The organism is Paraglaciecola sp. 2405UD69-4 (genome assembly GCF_047525415.1).
Taxonomy (GTDB): Bacteria; Pseudomonadota; Gammaproteobacteria; order Enterobacterales; family Alteromonadaceae; genus Paraglaciecola.
Window position 1 is genome coordinate 183,970 of sequence record NZ_JBLIXM010000001.1, and the last position, 24,916, is coordinate 208,885.

General features: G+C 40.8%; 21 protein-coding genes. 14 read left to right on the forward strand and 7 right to left on the reverse strand.

Annotated features, from left to right (window positions below; all coding sequences use genetic code 11):
• Positions 1–3 precede the first annotated feature (3 nt).
• Complete coding sequence (hemC, locus tag ACMUMK_RS00840; protein ID WP_414699237.1) at positions 4–933, reverse strand: hydroxymethylbilane synthase; 930 nt, start codon at positions 931–933, stop codon at positions 4–6.
• Between the two features lie 164 nt (positions 934–1,097).
• Positions 1,098–1,562, reverse strand: a complete 465-nt coding sequence (locus ACMUMK_RS00845; protein WP_414699238.1) for a YHS domain-containing (seleno)protein — start codon at positions 1,560–1,562, stop codon at positions 1,098–1,100.
• Positions 1,563–1,834: 272 nt separating this feature from the next.
• On the opposite strand from ACMUMK_RS00845, the gene ACMUMK_RS00850 reads away from it, so the two are divergent.
• Together ACMUMK_RS00850 and ACMUMK_RS00855 are read left to right on the forward strand one after the other, a co-directional pair.
• Positions 1,835–2,887, forward strand: coding sequence for an HD domain-containing phosphohydrolase (locus tag ACMUMK_RS00850; protein ID WP_414699239.1), 1,053 nt, complete (start codon positions 1,835–1,837; stop codon positions 2,885–2,887).
• A 1-nt stretch (position 2,888) separates the two neighbouring features.
• Positions 2,889–7,079: a transporter substrate-binding domain-containing protein gene (locus ACMUMK_RS00855; protein WP_414699240.1), complete on the forward strand. Its 4,191-nt coding sequence runs from the start codon at positions 2,889–2,891 to the stop codon at positions 7,077–7,079.
• Positions 7,080–7,152: 73 nt separating this feature from the next.
• Here ACMUMK_RS00855 and ACMUMK_RS00860 read toward each other — a convergent pair whose 3' ends face one another.
• Both ACMUMK_RS00860 and cyaY read right to left on the reverse strand, forming a co-directional pair.
• Positions 7,153–7,824, reverse strand: a complete 672-nt coding sequence (locus ACMUMK_RS00860; protein ID WP_414699241.1) for an alpha/beta hydrolase — start codon at positions 7,822–7,824, stop codon at positions 7,153–7,155.
• Between the two features lie 11 nt (positions 7,825–7,835).
• Positions 7,836–8,156: an iron donor protein CyaY gene (gene cyaY / locus ACMUMK_RS00865; RefSeq protein ID WP_414699242.1), complete on the reverse strand. Its 321-nt coding sequence runs from the start codon at positions 8,154–8,156 to the stop codon at positions 7,836–7,838.
• A 108-nt stretch (positions 8,157–8,264) separates the two neighbouring features.
• Between cyaY and gmk the strand changes: the two genes are divergently transcribed.
• From gmk to trmH, 5 genes are all read left to right on the forward strand, one after another.
• Positions 8,265–8,912, forward strand: coding sequence for a guanylate kinase (gene gmk / locus ACMUMK_RS00870; protein ID WP_414699243.1), 648 nt, complete (start codon positions 8,265–8,267; stop codon positions 8,910–8,912).
• Positions 8,913–9,002: 90 nt separating this feature from the next.
• Positions 9,003–9,275 carry a DNA-directed RNA polymerase subunit omega gene (rpoZ, locus tag ACMUMK_RS00875; protein WP_414699244.1) on the forward strand — a complete coding sequence of 91 codons (273 nt, stop codon included), beginning with the start codon at positions 9,003–9,005 and terminating at the stop codon, positions 9,273–9,275.
• 212 nt (positions 9,276–9,487) lie between these two features.
• Positions 9,488–11,623 (forward strand): bifunctional GTP diphosphokinase/guanosine-3',5'-bis pyrophosphate 3'-pyrophosphohydrolase, encoded by a 2,136-nt coding sequence (spoT, locus tag ACMUMK_RS00880; protein ID WP_414699245.1) that lies wholly within the window; start codon positions 9,488–9,490, stop codon positions 11,621–11,623.
• A gap of 20 nt (positions 11,624–11,643) precedes the next feature.
• On the forward strand, positions 11,644–12,024 hold the full coding sequence (locus ACMUMK_RS00885; protein ID WP_414699246.1) for a RidA family protein: 381 nt from the start codon (positions 11,644–11,646) through the stop codon (positions 12,022–12,024).
• Between the two features lie 58 nt (positions 12,025–12,082).
• The gene (gene trmH / locus ACMUMK_RS00890) at positions 12,083–12,799 is read left to right on the forward strand and encodes a tRNA (guanosine(18)-2'-O)-methyltransferase TrmH (RefSeq protein ID WP_414700305.1); all 717 of its coding nucleotides are present in this window, start codon (positions 12,083–12,085) and stop codon (positions 12,797–12,799) included.
• Between the two features lie 47 nt (positions 12,800–12,846).
• Here the strand turns inward: trmH and ACMUMK_RS00895 are convergent, their stop codons facing one another.
• Entirely contained in the window at positions 12,847–13,869 is a 1,023-nt protein-coding gene (locus tag ACMUMK_RS00895) for a GGDEF domain-containing protein (protein WP_414699247.1), read from the reverse strand.
• 259 nt (positions 13,870–14,128) lie between these two features.
• Between ACMUMK_RS00895 and recG the strand changes: the two genes are divergently transcribed.
• Together recG and ACMUMK_RS00905 are read left to right on the forward strand one after the other, a co-directional pair.
• Positions 14,129–16,204: an ATP-dependent DNA helicase RecG gene (gene recG, locus ACMUMK_RS00900; RefSeq protein ID WP_414699248.1), complete on the forward strand. Its 2,076-nt coding sequence runs from the start codon at positions 14,129–14,131 to the stop codon at positions 16,202–16,204.
• Positions 16,197–16,979 carry a class I SAM-dependent methyltransferase gene (locus tag ACMUMK_RS00905; RefSeq protein ID WP_414699249.1) on the forward strand — a complete coding sequence of 261 codons (783 nt, stop codon included), beginning with the start codon at positions 16,197–16,199 and terminating at the stop codon, positions 16,977–16,979. Before recG ends, ACMUMK_RS00905 begins: the two co-directional genes overlap by 8 nt.
• Before the next feature lie 91 nt (positions 16,980–17,070).
• Here the strand turns inward: ACMUMK_RS00905 and ACMUMK_RS00910 are convergent, their stop codons facing one another.
• Positions 17,071–19,521 carry a zinc-dependent metalloprotease gene (locus tag ACMUMK_RS00910; protein WP_414699250.1) on the reverse strand — a complete coding sequence of 817 codons (2,451 nt, stop codon included), beginning with the start codon at positions 19,519–19,521 and terminating at the stop codon, positions 17,071–17,073.
• Positions 19,522–19,926: 405 nt separating this feature from the next.
• Here ACMUMK_RS00910 and ACMUMK_RS00915 point away from each other — a divergent pair, with 405 nt between their 5' ends.
• Together ACMUMK_RS00915 and ACMUMK_RS00920 are read left to right on the forward strand one after the other, a co-directional pair.
• Entirely contained in the window at positions 19,927–20,100 is a 174-nt protein-coding gene (locus tag ACMUMK_RS00915) for a hypothetical protein (protein ID WP_414699251.1), read from the forward strand.
• Between the two features lie 20 nt (positions 20,101–20,120).
• The gene (locus tag ACMUMK_RS00920) at positions 20,121–20,345 is read left to right on the forward strand and encodes a hypothetical protein (protein ID WP_414699252.1); all 225 of its coding nucleotides are present in this window, start codon (positions 20,121–20,123) and stop codon (positions 20,343–20,345) included.
• A gap of 62 nt (positions 20,346–20,407) precedes the next feature.
• Here ACMUMK_RS00920 and ACMUMK_RS00925 read toward each other — a convergent pair whose 3' ends face one another.
• Positions 20,408–21,232, reverse strand: coding sequence for a LysR family transcriptional regulator (locus ACMUMK_RS00925; protein ID WP_414699253.1), 825 nt, complete (start codon positions 21,230–21,232; stop codon positions 20,408–20,410).
• Positions 21,233–21,470: 238 nt separating this feature from the next.
• On the opposite strand from ACMUMK_RS00925, the gene ACMUMK_RS00930 reads away from it, so the two are divergent.
• Genes ACMUMK_RS00930 through ACMUMK_RS00940 form a run of 3 tightly spaced genes read left to right on the forward strand, consistent with a single transcriptional unit; the run spans position 21,471 to position 24,853 of the window.
• Complete coding sequence (locus ACMUMK_RS00930) at positions 21,471–22,916, forward strand: RimK family protein (RefSeq protein ID WP_414699254.1); 1,446 nt, start codon at positions 21,471–21,473, stop codon at positions 22,914–22,916.
• Between the two features lie 2 nt (positions 22,917–22,918).
• Positions 22,919–24,064 (forward strand): peptidase C39 family protein, encoded by a 1,146-nt coding sequence (locus ACMUMK_RS00935; RefSeq protein ID WP_414699255.1) that lies wholly within the window; start codon positions 22,919–22,921, stop codon positions 24,062–24,064.
• A 3-nt stretch (positions 24,065–24,067) separates the two neighbouring features.
• Positions 24,068–24,853: an RMD1 family protein gene (locus ACMUMK_RS00940; protein WP_414699256.1), complete on the forward strand. Its 786-nt coding sequence runs from the start codon at positions 24,068–24,070 to the stop codon at positions 24,851–24,853.
• The last annotated feature ends 63 nt before the right edge of the window (positions 24,854–24,916 follow it).

The window sequence follows — 24,916 nt, forward strand, 5'->3', positions numbered from 1 at the left end:
AGCTTAGTCTGCGTGTAGGGCTGCAAGTATTTCACCTGCCCCTTGGTCAAGTAATTGCTGTGCGACTTGCTCACCAACCTGTTCTGCTTGTTCAAATGTTCCGCTAGCAGTGGCTTGTAATAAGGTGTTTCCATCTGGTGAGCCAACTAATCCTTTTAAGGTAACTTGTTGTTGCTCTAGGGTGGCAAAGCTACCGATTGGAACTTGGCAGCCGCCATTTAGCTTAGCGTTCATGGCGCGTTCGCAGCGAACTCGGGTTGCAGTCTCTGCGTGATTAAGCGGTGCTAAAAGGGCAATAAGTTCAGCATCATCATTACGGCATTCTATACCCACTGCGCCTTGTCCTACTGCAGGTAATGACTCTGCTGCTGGAATGTCATAGCGAATGCGGTCTTGCATGCCTAATCGAATTAAGCCCGCTGCTGCGAGAATAATTGCATCGTACTCCCCAGCATCTAGCTTGGCTAATCGAGTATTAACATTGCCTCGTAAGTCTTTAATAACTAAGCCAGGGCGCATTTTTCTTAATTGACACTGGCGGCGTAAGCTTGAGGTACCTACCACTGCACCTTGGGGTAAAGAGGCTAAGTCTGTAAAAGTGTTAGATACAAATGCATCAAAGGGGTTTTCACGTTCACAAATAGCGTGCAACCCAAAGCCTTCAGGAAACTCAACAGGCACATCTTTCATGGAGTGAACCGCAATATCAGCACGGCCTTCGTTCATGGCAACTTCTAGCTCTTTTATAAATAGGCCTTTACCGCCAATTTTAGCCAGAGGTGTATCAAGGATTTTGTCGCCTTGGGTGCTCATGGGCACTAATTCAACTTGAATGTTTTGATGAGCCTTTAATAAAGCGGATTTTACATATTCGGCTTGCCATAACGCTAAGGCGCTTTTGCGTGTTGCGATACGGATAGTACGGATTGCCATAACACTTCCTAAATAACAGTGATCACGTGATCGTATGATTGACCTTATTGCGTGGATCTTATCAGGCTGATGGCGGCTTGGCTAAAAACAAATTAGGGTTTTTAAAAATGTATAAAAACCCGGCCTGTTAAAACAGGCTGGGTTGCTATTAAGGTTCAGTGATATTACTGATATTTGTTGACGTCGGTTACTTCTGGGTATTTTTGATCCGCAGCAAGTATGTCTTCTTGAAGATCGCTAAACCAGTCATCCTGTACTTTTTTGTTGTAGTTTAGGTACAGCTTACCATTTTCTATGTGCCAAACTTCTGGGTCGATACCTGCTGTTTTACCCGAAGCCATTGCCCAAGCACAGTAACCACCATATTGTGCCGCATATTTTTCTGGCGCCTCTTTAAATAACGCTAGGTTTTCTTGGCTAGAAAAATGCCAGTCAGCGTCACGCCATGTGAATGTGAACTTGTCACTGCCTTTCACTGCTTTTCCTTCAGTAAAATAAGCTACAGTGTCATAGCCTTCAATTGCTGTGTTATTAAAAAATCCTGTTTTTACCGCGCTGTCCGCAGCTAAAGCTGGAAGCGCGAATAAGCCAAAAACCAATACGCTAAGTGTTTTCAAAAATTTGTTCATGGGGTTCTCCTATTTAAGTGAACAATCTTGCATTATAAAACCGGAGATTGATTCATATGATTTCATCACATTTTTATCACGGGCTATTAGCACCTTAAATATGCCGCTAATAGTCGCTTTTTATTGTACATGGTCGCCTTACATATCCCTTTAATTTATGGCTGCAAAGTCACTAATTTTATTGCTGTTTTTTTCTTAACCATAGTTATGGAATGTTGTAGACTCCTGAAGACTTGTACATAAGCAGTTTTTTTGATGATAGGGACGACATTTTGAAAAGCGGTAAAGACATACATATCCTGATTGTTGATGATGTATCTGAAAACATTCAGGTGGCTATGAATATCCTTAAAGAAGAAAGCTATACGTTTTCTTTCGCCTCCGATGGACAAGAAGCATTAGACCTTATAAAAAATCATGCTTTTGATCTTATTTTGTTGGATATCATGATGCCCAAAATTAATGGGTATGATGTCTGTGTTCAAATCAAGCAACTCGATCACGTAAAAGATACCCCTGTCATATTTCTTACAGCAAAAGCGGATGTAGATGCTATCTCAAAAGGGTTTCAAGTGGGTGGGGTGGATTATATTGTTAAGCCTTTTCACGCTAATGAACTCTTATTTAGAGTGAAAACCCATATCGAACTGGCCATTTCACGGCAAGCTTTAAAAAACCGCAGTAATGAGATTGAGGTAAAAGCTAATTTACAAGCCCGTAGGCTCACCAAAGAGATTGAAGATAACCAGTGTGAAATGATCTACATTTTAATGGAGGTTATGGAATCAACTTCAGACGAAACCGGACAGCACATAAAACGTGTTGCTGACATTTGTAAGTTGCTAGCTCAAAAAGTTGATTTTTTATCTGAAGAAGAAGTTAACAGTATATTTTTAGCTTCTCCCATGCACGATATAGGCAAGATAGCCATTCCTGAAGATATTTTACATAAGCCTGGCAAGTTAACCGATGACGAAATGGCAATCATGAAAACCCATGCTGAAAAGGGTTATGAATTGCTAAAAAATTCAAAACGTCGTTTAACCACTGCTGCGGCAATTATTGCCCACGAGCATCATGAAAAATGGGATGGTACTGGCTACCCTAGGGGTTTAAAAGGAGATGAAATTCATATCTTCGGACGAATAGTGGCGCTGGCGGATGTGTTTGATGCCTTAACCCATAAGCGGCAATATAAAAGTGCGTGGACTGTAGATGACGCAGTGCAATACATTCAAGAAAATCGCGGAAAGCACTTTGACCCAGCTTTAGTCGATATATTAATTACTCATCTACCTGAATTTTTAGAGATAATGAATCAATAATATGAAATGTCGTCACTGGTGGTATGTGGTTTGGTTTTTGATTTTAGCCCTGCAACCAGTTCAGGCAGAAGATGCTGCAGGCGGCATGAAAGTCCCATTAACTCAAATAGAACAAGCCTGGATTGAGGCTCACCCAAATGTCATTGTTGGAGGTGGACCTGATTGGGCCCCTTTTGACTTTGCAGACAAGCAAGGAAATTATCAGGGAATTGCTGCTGACTATTTGCAGCTTATTTCGAATAATACGGGCCTAAAGTTTCAAGTCTCCATAGATGACTGGAAGAGCAATCTTAATAAAGCTAAAAATAATCAGGTTCAAATATTGGCTGCGGTCTACAAAACCGCAGATAGAGAGGCTTTTTTAAATTTCTCTGAACCTTATTTTGAGGCATTAGACTACTTTTTTGTTCGTAAAGATTTAGCGGTTCGTACCCTTGATGATCTTAACGGCAAGCGCGTCGCTATCCCTACTGACTTCGCCCATAAAGCACTCATACAAGAACATTTTCCCCTAATACAAATTATTGATGTGCCGACCATATCTGCTGCAATCGATGCAGTCTTAGAAAATCGAGCAGATTTGTTATTTGATACCTACGGAGCCCTTACTTACATTCTGCAATTGGAGGGAATAAACACTATTGTTCCTTTTAAATCCGCCCGTTATTTAGGTAAAAAAACACTGCATATTGCGTCAACTAAGGCTTACCCAGAACTCGCTAGCATTATTCAAAAAGGGTTAGCTGCTATTTCTACAGAGCAGCACCGTAATATCCAAAACCGCTGGTTTGGAGGTGAGACAAGCCTGCCAGCAGAGCTTTCCTCCTCCTCAGAACTCACGCTTACTAAACAACAAAAGCAATGGATTCAAAACCATCCAGTTATTAATGTGGCTGGTGACAATGCGTGGGCGCCTTTTGAGTTTCAAAATGAATACGGTGACTATGATGGTGTGGGTAAAGACCTGTTAGCAGAGATTTCACAGTTAACTGGGTTGCAATTTGCTGTTACCACTAACGTCTGGGAGGCCTCGTTAGAAAATGTTGAGCAAAAGCAAAGTGATCTCTTGGTTGCGGCCTTTAAAACTGAAGAACGCCTCCCTCATTTATTGTTTACGCTGCCTTATTTTGAGTTGTTGAATTACTTTTTTATTCGCGACGACTTGGCTATTACAGAGTTGGAGCAGCTTTCTGGGTTACGTTTGGCCATAGTTCGTGATGCAGCTATGGAGCAAGAAATCCGTGAAGAAGTTCCGGATATGCAGTTTATTTATGTGGACTCTCCAAGGCAGGCGCTTGATTTAATTTTAAAAAACCAAGCAGATGTGATGTTTGATTCCCATGCAGTGGTGAGTTACCTACTTAGGCAAAATGACATTGGCAATATTATTCCATTTAAGCCTCTTCCGAATGTACCTTCTAGCTCATTACATATTGCAGTAAGAAATGATTACCAGCCCTTAGCCGATATTATTAATCAGGCTTTATTGCACATTAAGGGGCGCAAATTTGACAGTATTATTGATAAGTGGGGTATAGAGCGGCACACAGAAAATCTACCTCGAGTCGAGTTAACTAAATCTGAGCAAGCTTGGCTACTCAAGCATAGTAATCTTACTTTTGTAGCGGATCCTAACTGGATGCCATTTGAGTCAATTGATGAAAGTGGTGAGCATCAAGGAATGTTGCCTGAGTATTACAGCATAGTGGCCAAAACCTTGAATATTGATTTTATTCAAGTTAACACTGACAGCTGGCAAAAAAGCGTAGATTTAATGTTGGATGATAAGGTTAATATTGGTGTAGCAGCCAGCACCTATAAACCGTTCCAAGACTTATTGTTCACTGATAGTTTTATTCAAAGTCCCTTCGTTATAGTGATGCGAAATGAGCATCAATATATAGATAATGTTAGTAATGTTTTAGATAAGCGCATTAGTTTAATTGACGATTATGCAAGCACAAATGCATTAATCAAACGTTACCCTAACTCTGAGTTCGAGTTGGTTGCCTCTGCGAAGGCTGGCTTAGAGGATCTTTATGTGGGTAAAACTGACGTATTTATTGGCCCTCTTGCGCAAATAAACTATTTGGTTGCTGAAAATGGCTATACCAACTTGCAGGTAGTAGGGAAAACCGAATACACCCTTGAGCTTGGTTTTGTTGTACAACCAGACTTGGCCCCACTAATTCCCCTAATTAATAAAGCCTTGGCGAGTATCAGTACTGTAGAAAAACAGCAAATTTTAGATAAATGGGGCAATAAAGAGTTTCTTGTCAAAACCGATTATCAACTTATTTTTGTTATTTCATTAATTGCTATTTTGATTATTTCATTAGTGTTTTTTTGGAATCGCCGTCTTAAACGAGAAGTACAGTTACGGGCAGCCACAGAGTTATCTTTGATACAAAGTGAGCGGAATTTATCTGTGGTTATCAATAACATTCCTGTGATTGTATATGTGGTGGATGCAGCAACTAATTTGCTACTAATGGCGAATGAAAATGCGATTCAATCTCTGGGCTTACAACAAGAGAGTTTAGGCTCTGTTTCTGGTTCGTGTTTTTATCAAGGCAATAGCCAAGACACCTTTGAGCAACAGACGCAAATCACTACTTTAAATGGGCAAACAATAGAAGGCTTGCTGTCGATTATTGCCATTCAATATCACAATGAAGATGCGTGGCTACACATAATCGTTAATTTGAATGAGCGTGTGTCTATGGAAAGAGCACTGCAACAGGCTAAAACCCATGCAGAGTCAGCTAATAATGCCAAGTCTGAATTTTTAGCCAATATGAGTCATGAAATTCGTACGCCTATGAACGCAATTATTGGTTTTACTGAATTACTTCACGAGCAAGTTCAAGATACTAAACTGAAATCTTTTATCTCTACTATTAAATCTGCTGGTAACTCTTTGCTGTTATTGATTAATGACATTTTGGACTTGTCTAAAATTGAGGCGGGTAAACTTAATATCTCTAAAGAAGTTTGTAATCCACATAATGTGTTTGATGAAATCGGTAACGTTTTTACTATGAATGTCCGTGCTAAAGGGCTGGACTTTATGCTAGATGTAGATGAAAGGATCCCCCAAGCTTTGCTACTAGACTCTGCACGTATTCGGCAGGTGTTGTTTAATTTAGTTGGTAATGCAGTTAAGTTCACCGAGTCTGGAAGTGTCACTCTTAGAGTCGTTGCTGAAAACGAAAACTCCATTCACAGTAAGTTAGACTTACGAATTGATGTTGAAGATACAGGTATAGGCATTGAGCATAATATGCTGGAGCATATTTTTGAGAGTTTTCAACAACATGAGGGACAGAGTGTCAGACAATATGGTGGTACAGGGCTAGGGTTAACCATTAGTAAACGTTTGATTGAGCTTATGGGCGGCAAAATTTCAGTAACCAGTACGCCTAATCAAGGGTCATGTTTTTCGGTGTTTTTAAAATCTGTGGATATTTTGGCAGTTGATGAAACGCCCACAAGTTTGCCACACCTGGTTCAATCTAGTGCCAAGGTAGAGTTTGAGCCAGCACGGGTGTTAGTTGTAGATGACATAGAAGATAACCGAGCTTTATTAATCGAGATCTTTAGAAGCTTAAATATCGAGTGTGTCGAGGCTGAAAATGGTCAACAAGCTGTAGATATTAGTGAAGCTCAGTATTTTGACTTAATTATTATGGATATTCGAATGCCAGTCATGGATGGTTACAAAGCTGCTAATATTATCAAGCTTTCAAAACCAACACTTCCCATTGTGGCATTGACAGCCTCGGTGATGCGAGATGATTACGAACGACAAAGAAGAGAAAACTTTATTGGGTATTTACGTAAACCCGTATTAAAGCAAGAGTTAGTAGCCGAATTACAAAAACATTTGAGTCATAGAGTGGTAGCTGTTGAGTCGACTGAAAAAGTGGAGTTAGGGTTTGGTGATGAGCTCAATAGTAGGCTCAAAAATACATTTTTAGTTAGGTGTGAGCAGCTCAAGCAAAGCAATAATTTAAGTGATATTGCTGAGTTTGCAAATGAACTGCTGGCACTATCTAAAACCTATCAATCTGAAGTCTTGCAGGCTTTTTCTGAGAAGCTTATCGAGGCAACTGACAGCTTCAACATAGTTGAGATAAAGTCAGCTCTTGCGCAATTTAGTCAGTTAATATCAAAGGCAGACAACACCTAATTCATTTGGTTTGCCTGCCAAGGCTTCAATCAAACATCTAGTATTAAAATAAAACCAAGTTAATAAATACTTACTACTTTAATTTTTGCTGTAACCATACAGAAATATCATCTATCTCTTGCTTACACACGCTGTGCGGCATGGCATATTCGTTCCAAGTCGCTGTATATCCATTACTCTCTAAGACTTTAAATGCACTATTTCCCATCATGATTGGTACCACTTCATCTTGAGTACCATGAGCCACTAATACAGGAGTCTTTTTGTTAGCGTTACTGGCTTCGGCGCTAAGTTTTTCAGGCTCGCTCATGTAACTCGACAAAGACATAATACCAGCTAAGGTTTTTTCGTAACGCGTACCAAGGTGTAAGGCGATCACGCCACCTTGAGAAAAACCAGCCAAAATAATTTTATTTGCGGGAATACCCTTGCTGATTTCTGCTTCAATTAAGGCTTCAACTTGGGCTGCCGATTCTTTCACGCCCTTGCTGTCTGCTCTGTTGTTAAAGTCCATGCTTGCAATGTCATACCAAGCGCGCATTTCCATACCGCCATTTATAGTAATAGGGCGGATTGGTGCATGGGGGAAAACAAAGCGAATAGCTAAATCTTCTGGTAATTTTAATTCGGGAACAATTGGCGCAAAGCCGTTTCCAGAATCCCCTAAACCATGTAACCAAATTACAACTGCTTTAGGTGTTTGAGTAGGATTAACTTCTACATAAGGTAACAATTCTTGACTCATATTTAAGGCTCTTAAGATTTTCTAAGATTAACGTTTGCTTCAGCTTGTTTTGAAATAGCTTCATCTAAAAATGACCAAAACTCTACGCCGGTGCGTTCGTCTATCCATTGCTCATTTTCAAAATTAAAATGATGACCATTATACTTAGTGGCCATCCACAATTGCTGTAATGGTGGCTGTTTGTTGATGATAATTTTTGTACCATTTACAAAGGTCATGGTCAGAATGCTGCCTGCTGATTCATAATCAATATCGACTTCGCATTCATCTAACATTTCTTCAATATCGATAAGTAAGTCATCTGTCATTTGATGATATTGGCTGTCGTTCATGTTGCTACCTGTTAAGACTAATTAAACTTAGGCACTCGGCCCTTGATATAGACTATGCTACCATTGCCAACTAACTGCGACATAACATTTAATACGTAAAAGATAAAAATGCCTCAAACTCTCGGAAATTTATTCATTCTTGCTGCTCCCTCAGGTGCAGGAAAATCTAGCCTTATTAAGGCCTTATTGGAAAAACATCAAGAATCTGATGATCATAACAATGCTATGCAAGTGTCTGTTTCCCACACCACTCGAGCTCCTAGGCCTGGCGAGGTTGATGGCGTGCATTACCATTTTGTTGATCATGCTGCATTCGAAGCCTTAATTGCTGAAAACTCGTTTTTTGAGTGGGCAGAAGTCTTCGGTAATTACTACGGAACATCTAGAGTGGTTATCGAACAGACCTTAGCCAAAGGAATAGATGTGTTTTTAGATATTGATTGGCAAGGTGCTAGGCAAGTTAAAGCGCAAATTCCTGATACCGCCACTATATTTGTTGCGCCGCCATCAAAAGAAGAATTACAAAGGCGTTTAACTCAAAGAGGGCAAGACTCTGCTGAGGTGATTGCAGAGCGTATGACGAAAGCAGTATCTGAAATATCCCATTACCATGAGTTTGATTTTATTGTGGTAAATGATGATTTTGAAGCGGCATTAAATGAGCTTGAAGCTATAGTGACAACTAGGCGCTTGCGTAAAGAAAAGCAAATTATTCGCTATGAAAGCTTGTTTGATAATCTATTGACGGATAAATAATCAATATTTGATCAAATAGCTTTAAAATTGTTGCGTTAGCCAGTACACTACGCGACCTTTTTTTATATATTACCATCGACGGAGATCATCATGGCCCGCGTAACAGTTGAAGACGCAGTAGATAAAGTTGGCAACAGATTTGATTTAGTATTAGTGGCCGCTCGTCGTGCACGTCAAATTGCCATTGAAGGAAAAGAACCTATGGTAAATCGTGGCACAGATAAGCCAACGGTTGTTGCCCTACGTGAAATTGAAGAAGGTCTAGTGACTGCTGATACATTAGAAGCAGATTCTTTACGTGACCAACAAGTGCAAGACCAAGCTGAATTTGATTCAGTCGCTAATATCTTAGCCGAGCAGTAAGATTTTTTGATTTTAAGGTTAGGTTAATTCACTAGGCTTTTAATCTTAACATTTTACGATAAATATTTACCTCGTCAGTCTATTTCATATACAGTCGGGGTAAGTATTTTCAGCTTTTTTAGACAATTCTCATAAATTTAATTATTGCCGTTGGCATCCCCCGAAATTCCCCGTATTCTTAGATTATTCATTCATTAATAAAAGTAGTTACTGTGTATCTGTTTGAGGGTCTTAAACAAAAGCTTGAATCTTATTTGCCACCTGACAAGGTTGCTGAGACCCAGCGTGCGTTTGTTTTAGCAAGAGACGCTCATGATGGCCAAATGCGCTCTAGTGGTGATCCGTATATCACTCATCCTGTAGCTGTAGCTGGCATTTTAGCGGATATGCGCCTTGACCATGAAACCCTCATGGCTGCCTTATTACATGATGTTATTGAAGATACTGATTACAGCCAAGAAGACTTAAGCGAACAGTTTGGTGAAACCGTCGCTGAATTAGTTGAAGGCGTTAGTAAATTAGAAAAGATACACTTTAGTAATAAGCTTGAAGCACAAGCTGAAAACTTCCGTAAAATGATGATGGCTATGGTGCAAGATATACGGGTTATCCTGATCAAGCTTGCAGACAGAACCCATAATATGCGTACTTTGGGCTCGTTACGCCCCGATAAACGTCGCCGAATTGCTCGCGAAACCCTAGAAATATATGCACCTATTGCCCACAGGTTGGGGATCCATGATATTAAAAATGAGCTTGAAGATTTAGGTTTTCAGGCCATGTATCCATTAAGGCACCGTGCTTTGATGGGAGCGGTAAAGCAGGCGCGTGGCAATCGTAAAGAAATTATAGAAAACACGCGAAAAGAAGTAGAAGCTCGCCTAGAAGGCTCAAAAATTGAAGCTGTAGTTATTGGCCGCGAAAAACACCTGTATTCCATTTATTGCAAAATGAAGAATAAAGAACTGATGTTCAATGAGGTGATGGATATCTATGCTTTTCGGGTGGTAGTTGAATCAGTTGATCATTGTTATCGGGCTCTTGGTGCTATGCACGGTCTATATAAACCTATTGAAGGGCGCTTTAAAGACTATATCGCAATACCTAGAATTAACGGCTACCAGTCTTTGCACACCTCTTTGATTGGCCCCCATGGGATCCCAGTAGAAATTCAAATTCGTACTGAAAATATGGACCATATGGCTGACAAAGGTGTGGCCGCCCATTGGTTATACAAAGATGAGAAAGAAAGCTCAGGTACCACAGCTCAAGTGCGCGCCCGTAAATGGATGCAGTCTTTAATTGAGTTACAGCAAAGTGCCAGCTCTTCCTTTGAGTTTATTGAAAATGTTAAGACAGATCTGTTTCCAGAAGAAATTTACGTTTTTTCACCTGACGGACGAATTATTGAATTGCCTTTAGGGGCCACGGCCGTTGATTTTGCCTACGCTGTTCACTCTGATATTGGTAACGCCTGTGTTGGCGTAAAAGTAGAGAGGCGTCCCTATTCACTTAGTAAGCCATTAGAGAATGGGCAAACTGTTGAAATTATTACCTCGCCCAGAGCCAAGCCCAATGCTAATTGGTTAAATTTTGTGGTGACAGCAAGAGCACGCTCTAACATTCGTCATTATCTTAAAAATCAACGGGCTGAAGAAGCTATCGTGATGGGTAATCGTTTACTTAGACATGCTTTAGGCGAAGTTAAATTAGATGAAGTATCTGAGGAAGATATTAATCGGGTAGTGTTAGAAACTAAGCATAATAATTTCGACGAATTATTAGCGGATATTGGCCTAGGAAAAGAACTAAGTGCAATCGTAGCTAGGCGCTTGTTGGGTGAGTCTACAGACTTGTCTGATAAAGAAGGTAAGGTTGCGATTCGCGGTACAGAAGGGTTACTTGTCTCTTATTCTCAATGTTGCCACCCAATTCCTGGGGATCAAATTGTGGCGGTATTAAGCCCAGGAAGAGGTTTAGTTATCCATCAAAACGGTTGTAGTAATATCCGTAAGCTTACCAAAGAAGAGCCGCACCGAGTTTTAGTGATGCGCTGGGATGAGGATGTTAAAGGAGAATTCCATACCTCTTTGCGTGTTGAGTTGGTAAACCATCAAGGCACTTTAGCTACACTTACTAATACAGTGGCTCGTTGTGGGTCAAATATCGTAAGCCTGCAAACGGAAGAGAAAGAAAGTAACGTTTATTACATTGATATTGAGTTGATGACTGAAAACCGGTTACAGCTAGCCAATGTAATGCGCAAAATACGCGCTATGCCTGAAGTGCAACGGGTATCACGACACAGCCAAGCCAAGCAAAATAAAACAAATCTTCATAAATCTTAATTTTTAAAAGGTAAATTATCATGTCTAAGTCGGTAATCCATACAGACAAGGCGCCTCAGGCGATCGGCACATATAGCCAAGCAGTTAAAAGTGGCAATACAGTGTATTTATCGGGACAAATTCCACTTGTTCCTGAAACCATGGAAGTCATTTCAGAAGACTTTGTAGAACAAGCTCATCAAGTGTTTAAAAATGTTAGCGCTGTATGTGAAGCTGCTGGTGGAACTGTGAATGATTTAGCCAAAGTAACTATATTTTTAGTTGATTTGTCTAAGTTTGCTCTAGTGAATGAAATTATGAGTCAGTATTTCGACCAGCCATACCCTGCTAGGGCAGCGGTGCAGATCAGTGCATTGCCTAAAGGGGTACAAATTGAAATTGATGGTGTGATGGAATTATAAGGGCTATCAATTTACAAGCCCATAGTAGTTTCATACCTAAATGACTTTCCAATCTAGTATGTCGCCTGAACGGTATGCCCGTATTAGGCGACTTCTCTCCCTAAGACAACCAAGCCTGACTGTATGTTTAGAGCAGCTGTACAAACCCCATAATGCTTCGGCGATTGTGCGTAGTTGTGATGCGGTTGGTGTGCATAAGGTTCATGCTGTGGTTTCAGAAGATGTTGAAAGCCCACAAAGTGCTTCAGGTCTAAGGAAGAGCGCCATTTTAAAAGCCACTGCTATGGGCAGTGAGCACTGGGTAGAAACACAAGTGCATACGAGTATCGATAGTGCTGTTGAAACTCTAAAACAGCAGGATATGCAGGTTTTAGTGACAAACTTAAGTCCTGCAGCAGTGGATTTTCGAGAGGTTGATTATACCCAACCTACAGCCATCCTTTTAGGCCAAGAGAAACTGGGCGTGAGTGCTCAAGCTAAGGCTTTGGCAGATAAAGAAATTATTATTCCTATGGTGGGTATGGTGCAATCGCTGAATGTATCAGTGGCTGCAGCACTAATTTTATATGAGGCACAGCGCCAAAGACAGTTAGCAGGGATGTATAATAAGCCGCTACTCGATGAAGCAAGTTGTCAACGTACCTTGTTTGCTGGTGGCTTTCCAAACCTTAAAAAGATATGCGATCGTAAAGGCTTAACGTACCCCTATGTTAATTCTGAAGGGGTGATAGAGGCAGACGATACTTGGTGGCAAGAGTTGCAGTACGGTAACTAACAATGCTTCAGATAGGCACTCTTGGCTGATAATTGAAGAATCAATGGCTATTCAAAAACGATACGATTACGGCCATTCTTTTTAGCTGTATACAAGCGCTCGTCAGCTTTTTTAATCAATGTATTAAGGTTTGTTCCATCAAGGTTGTAGGTAGCAAGGCCTGCGCTTAGGGTGATGGGGATCTTTAGGTTGTCGTGTATTAAAGGGTTTTCTGCAAGTCTTTTGCGAATACGTTCAACATGTTGATGGGCTTCTTTTGCATCAGAGCAGGTCATCATTAAGAAGAATTCTTCACCGCCCATTCTTACTAGAAAATCACTTTCTCTGGTATTTTTCTTCAAAAAATCAGCCACAAAAATTAAGGCTTTATCTCCTACATCATGGCCATATTGATCATTAATATTTTTGAAAAAGTCTAAATCAAATAAGACTAAAACAAAGTGTAATTTATGACGTTTGGCTAGCGTAGATATGTGTAAAAAGCTCGTATCTAACTTCATTCGATTTGCCAAACCTGTTAGCTTATCTGTGCCTGCTAATTCAATTAAGCGTGTTTCATTTTTTTCGCGATTAAGCTCATATACATGTGCAATAGTCATAGCAAACAGTGAGCTTAAGCTAACATTGATGGCCATCGCCGCATTTAAGGGAAAGCTGATAGTGGAGTCAAAAAAGCGGGTGTTATAAAGCACAATAGCCAAAAATATAAAAATAAGTGATACCCAAAAACCATGGTGACGCCCTAACAGTAAATAAGATAATAAGGGAATGATTAATACCCATACAAAAACAGCGGATGAGGTATTGGGGAGCGATAAGGCATACATCATGACTAAGAAAAACGGAATGATGTAAGATAAAATCCATCTAGACAAGTGGTGCGTGGTAGGGACAATAAACCATAAATATATAGAGAATATGCTGTAGGTAAGCTCTAGACTAGCTAACAGGTTTAACCCTCGCATAAAGTTAAGTACAGCAAACACTATCCCGCCTACAAAGGTGAATAAAGCTAGAGCTCTCATAATATCTCGTCGATATTTAACGTTCTGAACTAATATTCTATTCATGTAAAGTTAAGTGCGTGATTGCTCCATCAATAAAAATTACTTAATTATTAGGTCTTTATATAAATCAGATTAGCAAGGATTTGTAGATGTGTAATCCCTAATTTCCAGTTATGCTCAAGTTTCTGAAAAAGGTTGCGGGTATTACTTGCGGATCTCTTGAATTTCTTTAAAGATTGGCGGCCTATTTTGTTAGGGGAAGTATAGGTTGTTTTATAAGCTTAAAGGGGTAGTAAACAATTAAACTATCTAAGGATATACCATGTTAGGGCTAGCGCAAAAGCCGGTGACAGAATTAAAAGGTGTGGGAAGCAAAGCGGCAGAAAAACTCGCGAAATTGTCGATCCTTACTGTTCAGGATTTGCTGTTTCATTTGCCACACAGATATGAAGACCGCACCCGAATTTATCCCATAGCAGATCTGCAGCCCCATTTGCATACTAGTATTCAAGGCGAGGTAATGTCTTGTGATATTCAATTTGGCCGCAAACGTATGTTAGTGGTTCGGGTAAGTGATGGTACTGGTACAGTCACCTTACGTTTTTTTCATTTTTCTGCAGCTCAAAAAAACAACCTACAGATTGGTACCACAATACGCTGCTTTGGTGAGGTAAAAGCAGGGAAGTTTGGTCTCGAAATTATGCACCCCGAATATAAGTCTATTAATGTAGACAAGCCAGATTCTATGCAAGAGTCACTTACCCCAGTATACCCAGCAACAGATGGTATTAAGCAGCTCACCTTACGAGGCTTAACTGAACAGGCATTGGCCTTACTAGATAAGGGCGGATTAGCAGAGTTATTACCTGAAGGATTATATCAACATCAGCTTAGCCTAGGAGAAGCCTTACATTTAGTGCACCGGCCTGCGCCTGATGTCACTTTGAGTCTCTTAGAAGAAGGTAAGCACCCAGCTCAGCAACGCTTAGTGGTAGAAGAGCTGTTGGCACATCATTTAAGTGTGCTAAAGGTGCGCCAGCAGAGTCAACAACAAGCAAGTTATCCAATTCGCCCAGCCGCAAGCTTGCTAAATCAATTTTTGGCTAGTTTGCCCTTTAAACCCACTCATGCCCAGTTAAGGGTCACCACAGACATTCAAGATGACATGCAACAAAACCAGCCCATGATGAGGTTAGTTCAAGGTGATGTGGGTTCTGGGAAAACCTTAGTTGCCGCATTAGCTGCAATATCTGCTATACACGCTGGTTATCAAGTGGGCTTGATGGCACCTACCGAGTTACTGGCAGAACAACATGCAAATAACTTTAGGCAATGGTTTGAACCACTGGGTATCGAAATAGGTTGGCTGGCGGGCAAGTTAAAAGGCAAAGCTAGAGAGAAAGTATTGGCTCAGCTGGCGAATAACGAAATAAAAATGTTAGTGGGTACCCATGCTATTTTTCAAGATACAGTGGAGTTTTCATCTTTAGCCTTAGTGATAGTCGATGAGCAGCACAGGTTTGGTGTGGGGCAGCGCTTAGCTCTGCGCAAAAAAGGCGAGTCTCAAGGGGCGTTTCCACACCAACTTATTATGACAGCTACGCCTATCCCAAGAACATTAGCTATGACGGCTTATGCAGATTTAGATACATCTATTATTGATGAGCTACCACCTGGGCGTACACCAATTAAAACAGTGGTAATACCCGACTCTCGTCGCGATGAGGTGATCAACCGGGTTCGTCAAGTCAGTGTGGAGCAAGGAAGGCAAACCTATTGGGTATGTACCCTAATTGATGAGTCAGAGTTTTTACAAAGCCAAGCTGCAGAAGATACCGCCATTTTATTGCGAACCGCCTTGCCAGAGCTAAAAGTAGGATTAGTCCATGGGCGTTTAAAATCTGATGAAAAACAACAGATTATGGATGACTTCAAAGCCGGCACTTTGGACTTACTAGTAGCAACCACTGTTATAGAAGTGGGGGTAGACGTTCCAAATGCGAGCCTGATGATCATTGAAAACCCAGAACGGCTAGGTTTGGCGCAGCTACACCAATTGCGGGGGCGAGTTGGGCGAGGCTCCGTTGAAAGCCATTGCGTCTTAATGTATCAAAGCCCGCTGTCGAAGACAGCCAATAAACGTTTAGCTGTGCTGAGAGAGTCTAATGACGGCTTTTATATCGCCCAACAAGACCTAGAAATACGTGGCCCAGGAGAGCTATTAGGGACTAAGCAAACTGGCCTTGCAGACCTAAAAATCGCAGATTTAATTCGTGACGCTGAGCTTATCCCTCAGGTTCAAAATATTGCAGAGCATTTATGGCAGCAATACCCATCGAACGCCCAAGCCATTATTAATCGGTGGTTAGGTAACAAAGAGCATTTTGGCCATGCTTAAATTAATACCTGAACATACTGTCCCTGTTACGGTTCCTTTAGGGGCAAGTGATGACTTAATCACGCAAGCACAAGCCACTGCTACTCGCTGGAATTTAAGATTCACCCCAACTGCAGAGCAAGGATTAGCGCTATTTCAGCAAGATAGTCATTTAGAGTTGAGGCAGCTAGATGAACCTAAAACTGGAGCCGTATTAGTAGACTTTGCATCGAACAGTGCAACCTATAGGCGTAAACATGGTGGCGGTAAAGGAGAGGCAGTAGCTAAAGCAGTAGGTCTTAAAAAACAAACAGATTGGCATGTACTTGATGCAACAGCTGGCCTAGGCCGAGATGCCTTTGTTTTAGCGAGCCTTGGCTGCAAACTCGATATGATAGAGCGCTCACCAGTGGTAGCTGCCTTGTTGCAAGATGGTCTGCATAGAGCAGCGAGCCATGAGGAGTTATCAAGTTGGTTGCCTGAAAAAATGCAGTTACACCACGGTATTGCAACTGAGTTATTGGCTAACTGGCAAGGACTAGCACCAGACGTAGTATATTTAGATCCTATGTTTCCCCATCGTAAAAAAAGCGCAGCGGTTAAAAAAGAAATGCGTTTATTTCAACAGCTATTAGGGCCAGATGAAGACGCTGATTTGCTATTAGCGCCTGCGTTGGCACTTGCTAAAAAACGAGTGGTTGTGAAGCGCCCAGCAGGCGCCCCCTATCTAGCAGGCAAAAAGCCAAAGGTAGAGATGGCCGGAAAGGCGAATCGGTTTGATATTTATCTAGTCTGATATGTTTTCCAGCCAGTATTTAAACTTCAAAATTTCGATTCTAAACAAAGAAGGCAAGCACCAAAGTAAGGCGCTTGCCAAGGACTAACTACTAAATAGGATCACCTTTAGGGGGTTTTACTGTTTCGGTGGGAATAGAATTTTCTGAGCGTTTCTGCCATCTACGAATTTTTTCAACAGCATAACTCTGATAAGCAGTTGGCTTTCTTTTCTTAGCCAATGAGCTTGCTAACTTGTCTAGTCTGTCAGCCAATACTGCTTGAGCTTCTGGTGATGTCAATTCACTGCTAGCTTGTATCATTAATTTATCAATAGTAACCCGTTGGATGATATTGAGTATTTGTTTCTCGTACTTGCTTTTAGGTGGGTCTACTTCCCATGTCACCTCAATTAAGCGGTCAATGACTTCTTCAAGATTAGGGTAATCTCCCATACTTCCATATGCTACAAGTCGTGCCATACGCTCTGGGTATAGTAACTGCTGTACCGTTAAGTCTGCTGCCCCTTCTACTACGGCCAGTGCATCAAATAATACACCTGTACGACCGGGAAAGGTTTCCCCTTGATTGTGTCTTTGTGCTGGAGGAGGTAACAATTTTAGTATATTGGGAGGTAGAGCCAGAAAATCGACACTTAGGGTGGACAATACTGTTTCTAGCGCATCTCTTTGCTCCTCGGGGCTGACTATGGTGAAGGGAACTTGGCCATCGCCTCTTAGTGTATTGACATAATTGGCTCCACCTATACTTTGTGCTGCAGAGTTGAGTTGAAAACGATGATGCATGTACAAGGGTAAAAGCACATACTCTAAGTCAGAAAGCGCTTCTCCATTGCGGATCATTGCCTCGCTGAAATTTTGTAAGCCAATTTCACGGACTTTTATCTCGTGTTTTAACTGGTCAACTAAATTTTCACCATTGTCCCAAACACCAGCATACTGATGACCAGCCCCTCTAAAGTTATTGTTACTGTGGGACATAAATAACAAGCCTTTATCGATACTTTCTTGGACAATTTTGTTTAATGCGCTCGCCTCGTCTACACCGGGTAAAAATTGTTCGTATGCGTAACGTATTGCTAACTTATCGTATTCACCTATGCGCTGTACATATGCATTAGATAAGTCGAGTTTGCCATCGGCTGTGATTTCTACCAGTGGAGCAGGGTAGTCCATTACACTCTCTCGTCCGGTAGCACTAGCCAAGTAATTGTGTGGAAAACCTAAGGTGTGTCCTACTTCATGGGCAGATAGTTGGCGTACTCTATCTAAGGCTAAATTAACTGAGGCCTGGTTATTATCAGCTACCTTTTCTAGGTACTCAAAGCCTGCGACTAAACCCTGTCCGTGTAAGTAGTCTTGTCTTAAACGTAAACTACCCAAGTTTACGTTGCCTTTAATAATTTCCCCGGTGCGAGGGTCGATTACTGATCGTCCATAAGAATACCCCCGAGTACGACGGTGGGTCCAATGTATCATGTTGTAACGAATATCTTGTGGGTCAACGTCTTCGGGTAACTCACGAACTTGAAATGCATTAATAAATCCAGCTGCTTCGTATGCTTGATTCCACCAACTTGCGCCTTCTATTAGTGCGCTTTTAATTGGTTCAGGTGTCCCAGAATCAACATAATAAACAATAGGTTCTATTGCTTCAGAGCGAGCTAAATTAGGGTTCTTCTTTTGTAAGCGATGACGAGCTACAAGGCGAATTTGCATATCCTCGCCTATCGAAGTGGCGAAGTCTTGTACCGTTGGTCCGTTTGTTCCAATTCTTGGATCTGATAAGCGAATTGTGTAGTTCTCATCAGGGAGTTTCACAAAAGAATGGTGCTGACGTAAGCTAATAGACTCGCCAGAGGCAGCTACATCTTTTATATAGTTTCCTGGGTTTTTACTGACAAAGGTCAGCATTGACTCTACTTCGAGGTTCTCAGGGAAGCCTTTGGTACTTTCTAAATAAAATGCACTTTTTGATTTATCTAAAGAAAAGCTACCTTGTTTACGTCTTGCTATATTGCCTATGACGTTACGAGCATCTCGTAAAAAGAAGTTTGTGGCATCTACTAAAACACTCGATTTAGAGGTTGCTACTATGTCAAATCCCCATAAGGTAGAAGGAGCAAATGCGTCTTTTACTGCTTGGCGTTCTAATGGGTTATCACTCTTTGCAATGTAACGATAATTTGGTTCTATAAGTAAGACTCTTGGGCCAACACGTTTTGCCGCTAGTACGTATGTTCTAGCAAGTTGTCCTCTGTCTATACCCACTTGATTTGCACCTAAGCCTGAGCCCATGGATATTTGATAAATAAACTCCGTATCTAACTTGTCAATTTCCCAAAACATTTTTCCAGTTGAGTCATCCCAATACAAAGTAAAGTAGCCCTTGATTGCTTGAGTACCTTTAACTTTTTCTGATATATCGGGAAAGCCCTGTGCTCGTATAGTGGTGGCGAACAAAAACAGTGCAAGTAAAATGTTTAACCTAAAGCAAAGTAAACTTCGCTTGTTCCTTTTGTTTTCTGTAAAACTTAAAATCATATTTTCAACCTTAGTTTTTAAAAATGTTAATTACAAACCTAAATTATTGTTTTTAATAGAAAATATCCCGAGGGCTAAGTGTGTATATTAAAAATAAAAACCTGGATAAATCATGGTGTTTTTAAAAGTTTGTTGTGAACAAACCAATTTAAGGTAGCCAACAGCAGCACCCAGTAGATAAATAATGCAGTTACCGTTCCAAGGGAAAGTGAGGCCAAAGCAAGTGAAGCTTTGACTTTTTCCATCGCGAATTATTGGTTTGCACCTGCTTAATATTGTGAATCCTTAATCAATATTTTTGCTTCTCAAGAGCAATTTATTTCATTTTTCATTTCTAAAAATTCTGCCAATAATGCGATCGCATCCAAGGTGATGTATAAGCAACTACTATTTTTGGAATGGGATATGAGCAAACATTTTCACTTTAAAAAGCAAGATGAACAATCAAGTAAAGGTGCTGCAAAGCATCGTTTTAATGCTGAATACAGCGAAGAGTATGATTTTGTGACGAAAAAAAGTAAGAAAAATTCACAGCGTAGAGCAAGCCAAAGGCGTCGCCAATTCGCTGAATTACATTAAGTTATTGAGTTGAGAGTAAAATGAAAAATTTAGTTTTGACTGTGGGCTTGTTGTTGACCTCAGCGGTACTAGCCGATGAGCTACCGAAAGCAGATCCTGAATTGATTGCCGAGCTTAAAGAGTATTGTGTTGAGCTAGCCACCGAAGACGGTATTGATAAAAAAGAGCTTAAAAAATTTATACTAGAATGCATCAACGAAGAGTTAGATGCTGAAGGGTATCAAGCGCTAGCTAAAGTAGAATAGATTCCTCGATTTTACAGTGCTTGTTATGGCTGAGATAGGAGCGATTTCACGCTCCTATTTTTTTAGGCTTTAAAGGTTTTTACAAAATCATTAAGCCATGCATTTTTAGTTTCTTTTAGATAAATCAAATAACACTTAACAGAGGTTGGCGCCAAGCTTGCCACCTTTTTCAGTTCTCCTTTTTGCACTAATGGCTCTGCTATATCATGAGGTAAAGCAAGTTGGCAGGTGTGGCTAGCTAAATACTGCATCGCTACCTGCAAAGAGCCTGTGCGCAACTCAGCTTTTCTAAATTCTGGATAAGCCTTGTCAATTGCCTCATTGACTTTTCTTCCCCAATCAAAGGCAATACTTTGTATTTGATCATCTAACGATGTACCTACCGTAGATTGATATATAGACAGCACAGATTCATTTAATTCTAGTGTTTCTACATCATCAGATTTAAATGGCAGGGTAGTGATTGCTAAATCCACACTATGCTCGTGAACCATTCTGCTGAGCTGTTCGTTATTGAATATTTCGGCCCTAATAGACACGGCTTGCAGCGCAGTATTAAGGTGCTGTAATTGCTGTTTTAAATACAACTCCCATGCATTCGAGGTGCAGGCAATACTCAAGTACTGAATGCTTTCTTCATTCATGGCTAGGCGAGTTTGTTTTAAGGTTTCTGCTAATTCTGTTGCATAGGGCAATAGCTTCTCACCGGCAGATGTCAACTGCAGGCTGTTTCTGTTACGAACAAATAGCGCAGAATTGAAGTATTCCTCAAGCTGTTTGATGCGAGCACTTACCGCAGATTGGGTGAGATATAAGTTTTCAGCTGCTTTACCAAAATGCCTGGTTTCAGATACTTCTAAAAAGGTTTCTAAAAATCGAATGTCCATAATCACTAGGATTTAATTAGGGTATGTTTAGATACCTTGAAAGGGCGGTAGATACAAGGAAAAAACACAATTTACGGACTTTAAATTAGGCTGCGCTGCCTTACAAATTACCGCAAATTATTTTCTCGATACGACAAAAAAATTTAGATAGTGAAAGTATTCACAATTCTATTAAAAAACGTAGGATGCGCAAAATTTCAGCGTGTAAACGCTTTTTATAATGTACTTGGATACTTCTATGAGTAAGAATTTAATTGTCTTTAATGGTGACAGCAATATTGGTAGCGCCCATGCCACTGTGGTGAGTTTTGCCCAATATTTGGCTGACTTTCCTAAAAAAGGCAATGCCAAAACTCGATTAATAAACTTATGTGATACCACTCAATATTTAAGTGAGGGGTATTACTGTTCTTTGTTGGCAGAAGCTAGGCAGCATCATGTGTTGCCAAGTGTAAGTACAATTAATGATTTAACCGGTCAAGAAGCTGGATTAGCAGTCGCCATTCCCCATGCAATAGCGAAAGCGGTAACCAAAGACTTGCCAAATCAGGTTGTGGTGTATTTTGGTTGGCATCAAGATGAAAGGGTGCAAAAAATTGCTCAATACATATTTGAGCAATATCCTGCTCCTATTTTGGTTTTGACCTTAAATTGGCGTGACCAAGCCTTATTTGTGAACACCAAGTTAGGTGCCTTACCTTTGTTAAATGATGAACAAGAAGAATTGTTGCAGCAAAGGTTGGCACATTTCACTAGCCAAGTGTGGCGCAGTCATAAAAGTAGAAAACGCTACCGTTGGGATCTTGCTATTTTGGTAAATCCTGAAGAAGACACGCCTCCAAGTGACAGCAAAGCTTTGCAGCACTTTGTTAAGGCTGCCAAAAAGTTTGGTATCAATGCGGAACTTGTTTCAGCACAGCAAATAGGTTTGTTGACCAGGTATGATGCTTTGTTTATTCGTGAGACCACAGCAATTTGCCACCATACCTATCAACTTGCCCGTGAAGCTGAAAAACAAGGCTTGGTGGTAATTGATGATGCAACATCGATTTTGCGTTGTTGTAATAAGGTGTTTTTACATGATGCTTTTAGCTACAACTCAGTGCCTGCGCCAAACACACGCTTTGTGTCAGATGCGTCTCCAGATACCTTAGATAGCTTAGAGCAGTGCTTTAGCTACCCTATGGTATTGAAGTTGCCAGAAAGCTCATTCTCAAAAGGTGTGCTTAAGGTTGCTGATCGTAAAACATTAGAGCAAAAGTTAAATGAGTGGTTAGGTGAGTCGGCCATTATTTTAGTGCAAGAGTATTTGTATACAGAGTATGACTGGCGCATTGGTGTATTAAATGGCAGAGCTATTTATGCCTGTCGTTATCATATGGCCCGTAACCACTGGCAAATATACAACCATGGCGCTAAACGGTTTTCCTCTGGTGGCTTTGAAACCATGGCGACATTTGAGGTGCCAAGAGAAGTATTAGAAACCGCCATCAAAGCTTGTTCTTTTATTGGTAATAGCCTTTATGGCGTTGATTTAAAGCAAGTGGGTGACAAGGTTTATGTTATTGAAGTCAATGACAACCCTAGCATTGAACATAAAGTTGAAGATAGCTATTTAGGTTACGAGCTATACATGCAAGTGATGCAAGAGTTTGCTAACCGTCTTGAGCAAAGGGGGCGTTAATTATGGCGGCGCAGTTAGACTTACAAGCCACTCAAGCTGTGGCTATTCGCGACGTCGCTATGGCCGATTTAGCCTCGCTTATTGCTATTGAAACGGCATGTTTCGAAACAGACAGGCTAAGTAAACGCAGCTTTCTATATTGGATAAAAGCTGTAAATCGCGTGTTTTTGGTTGCCTATAAAGGTGAAACCATAGTGGGTTATGGTTTGGTTATTATGCGCAAAGGCACTGGTTTAGCTAGGCTGTACTCGATTGCCATTGCCCCAGATTATGCAGGGCAGGGTATTGGGCGCGCTCTTATGGAAGCGCTCGAAAAGGCAACGCTTTTGGCAGGTAAACTATTTTTAAGGTTAGAGGTAGAGACAACCAATAAAAGTGCAATCGGCCTATATCAGTCCTTAGGTTATAAAATTTTTGGAGATTACCAAGGGTACTATGAGAACAACCGTGATGCTTTTCGTATGCAAAAGTCTATCAAGCAGGCTTCTGCGGTTAAGTTGTTACCTTCTTATCCTTGGTATGCACAGACCACTGATTTTACCTGCGGCCCCGCAGCGCTAATGATGGCTATGGCCAGCTTAGAATCGGCAACTGAAATGGATCAACAATTAGAATTTGATATATGGCGCGAGGCCACCACGGTTTTTATGATGGCGGGCCACGGAGGTTGTCACCCTTTGGGCCTGGCTTTGTCAGCGAAACATCGTGGTTTTAACGTTGCGGTTTACATCAATCAAGCATTGCCTTTGTTTACCTCTGGGGTGCGACAAGATGTGAAAAAACAAACCGTTGAATTGGTTGAGCAACAGTTTTTGCAACGAGCCCAACAACACCAGATACCCATTAGCTTTGAAGACTTTGATTTACATGATTTAAAACAAGCATTAAAAAATGGCAGCAAGGTGCTGAGCCTTATCAGTACCTATCAGATGGACGGATACAAAGTGCCCCATTGGGTCACCATTACTGCCCTTGATGATGAATGTTTTTACTTACATGACCCAAGTGTGCCCGAGCATCATGCTGCGGGTTTTGATTGCCAACATATACCCGTGGCTCTTGATGACTTTATGAAGCTTTCAAGCTACGGAAAAACAAAATTACGTACAGCTTTAGTGATATCTAAAGCTAGCTTACAGGAGCAATAACCAATGATTAACTTTGCAACCGATATGGTAGAGGTGTCATTACTAGGTAATAATATACGTCTTGAATCGCTAATCAATAAGATCAGTAAAACCTATTTCGTGAAACGTTACCGCGACGCTTTAAGTGTCAGTACACCTAAAGGACAAGTCTTTGTGTTTGATTACGGTGTGGTTTTATTTTGGGGGCTGAGCGAAAGCAAAAAAGCTCAGCTAACAGAGGTGATAAGTGAGCATGTTATAAAAGCCAACCCTCAAAAAGATAGCGATTCGTTTCACTTTAAGTTATCCGAAAGTGGCAATTTGGCATTGGTAGACGATTGCATTTATTTGTCAGATCACACCACCATGACACTATTGGCGGTAAGTCACGGTTTAGCTCAATCTGCTAAATTGGGCAGGTTTGAAGTATTGGCAGAGCGCACCATCAAAGACAATGCTTATCTTTCAACCACATTAGCAAGTACAGGCAAAATTCCCTTAAGTCGTAAAAAGTTGTCTATGTTACGGGGAGCCTTATTTAGTACTAAAAGTGACATATTGTTGCATTTTAACTTGCTCGATACGCCGGAATTTTTTTGGGAATACCCAGAAGAGGAGCACAAGTATTTAGCGGTAAGTAAGTACTTAGACTTAAAACCGAGAGTAGAGTTACTGACAATGAAACTGGCTACCATCAATGAGCTACATGAGATGTTAGCGGCGGAACAAAACCATAAACACTCTTCGTTTTTAGAGTGGATTATTATTATTTTGATTGCGGTAGAAATCGTTCTGTTTTTTGTCCATTAGCTAACCCCTTCTACCTCTTCTGCACCTTGCGGCTAAAGTCAGTCTTAACAACTTGGCTTTAGC

Bases quoted from the DNA above. Each gene is read 5' to 3' on its own strand.
- ACMUMK_RS00935 (WP_414699255.1), top strand. From the start codon at position 22,919: ATGGCGGCGCAGTTAGACTTACAAGCCACTCAAGCTGTGGCTATTCGC.
- ACMUMK_RS00885 (WP_414699246.1), top strand. From the start codon at position 11,644: ATGTCTAAGTCGGTAATCCATACAGACAAGGCGCCTCAGGCGATCGGC.
- recG (WP_414699248.1), top strand. From the start codon at position 14,129: ATGTTAGGGCTAGCGCAAAAGCCGGTGACAGAATTAAAAGGTGTGGGA.
- ACMUMK_RS00860 (WP_414699241.1), bottom strand. From the start codon at position 7,824: ATGAGTCAAGAATTGTTACCTTATGTAGAAGTTAATCCTACTCAAACA.
- ACMUMK_RS00845 (WP_414699238.1), bottom strand. From the start codon at position 1,562: ATGAACAAATTTTTGAAAACACTTAGCGTATTGGTTTTTGGCTTATTC.
- ACMUMK_RS00910 (WP_414699250.1), bottom strand. From the start codon at position 19,521: ATGATTTTAAGTTTTACAGAAAACAAAAGGAACAAGCGAAGTTTACTT.
- gmk (WP_414699243.1), top strand. From the start codon at position 8,265: ATGCCTCAAACTCTCGGAAATTTATTCATTCTTGCTGCTCCCTCAGGT.
- cyaY (WP_414699242.1), bottom strand. From the start codon at position 8,156: ATGAACGACAGCCAATATCATCAAATGACAGATGACTTACTTATCGAT.
- rpoZ (WP_414699244.1), top strand. From the start codon at position 9,003: ATGGCCCGCGTAACAGTTGAAGACGCAGTAGATAAAGTTGGCAACAGA.
- ACMUMK_RS00930 (WP_414699254.1), top strand. From the start codon at position 21,471: ATGAGTAAGAATTTAATTGTCTTTAATGGTGACAGCAATATTGGTAGC.
- ACMUMK_RS00925 (WP_414699253.1), bottom strand. From the start codon at position 21,232: ATGGACATTCGATTTTTAGAAACCTTTTTAGAAGTATCTGAAACCAGG.
- ACMUMK_RS00920 (WP_414699252.1), top strand. From the start codon at position 20,121: ATGAAAAATTTAGTTTTGACTGTGGGCTTGTTGTTGACCTCAGCGGTA.
- ACMUMK_RS00895 (WP_414699247.1), bottom strand. From the start codon at position 13,869: ATGAATAGAATATTAGTTCAGAACGTTAAATATCGACGAGATATTATG.
- ACMUMK_RS00940 (WP_414699256.1), top strand. From the start codon at position 24,068: ATGATTAACTTTGCAACCGATATGGTAGAGGTGTCATTACTAGGTAAT.
- ACMUMK_RS00905 (WP_414699249.1), top strand. From the start codon at position 16,197: ATGCTTAAATTAATACCTGAACATACTGTCCCTGTTACGGTTCCTTTA.
- ACMUMK_RS00855 (WP_414699240.1), top strand. From the start codon at position 2,889: ATGAAATGTCGTCACTGGTGGTATGTGGTTTGGTTTTTGATTTTAGCC.
- ACMUMK_RS00915 (WP_414699251.1), top strand. From the start codon at position 19,927: ATGAGCAAACATTTTCACTTTAAAAAGCAAGATGAACAATCAAGTAAA.
- trmH (WP_414700305.1), top strand. From the start codon at position 12,083: ATGTCGCCTGAACGGTATGCCCGTATTAGGCGACTTCTCTCCCTAAGA.
- hemC (WP_414699237.1), bottom strand. From the start codon at position 933: ATGGCAATCCGTACTATCCGTATCGCAACACGCAAAAGCGCCTTAGCG.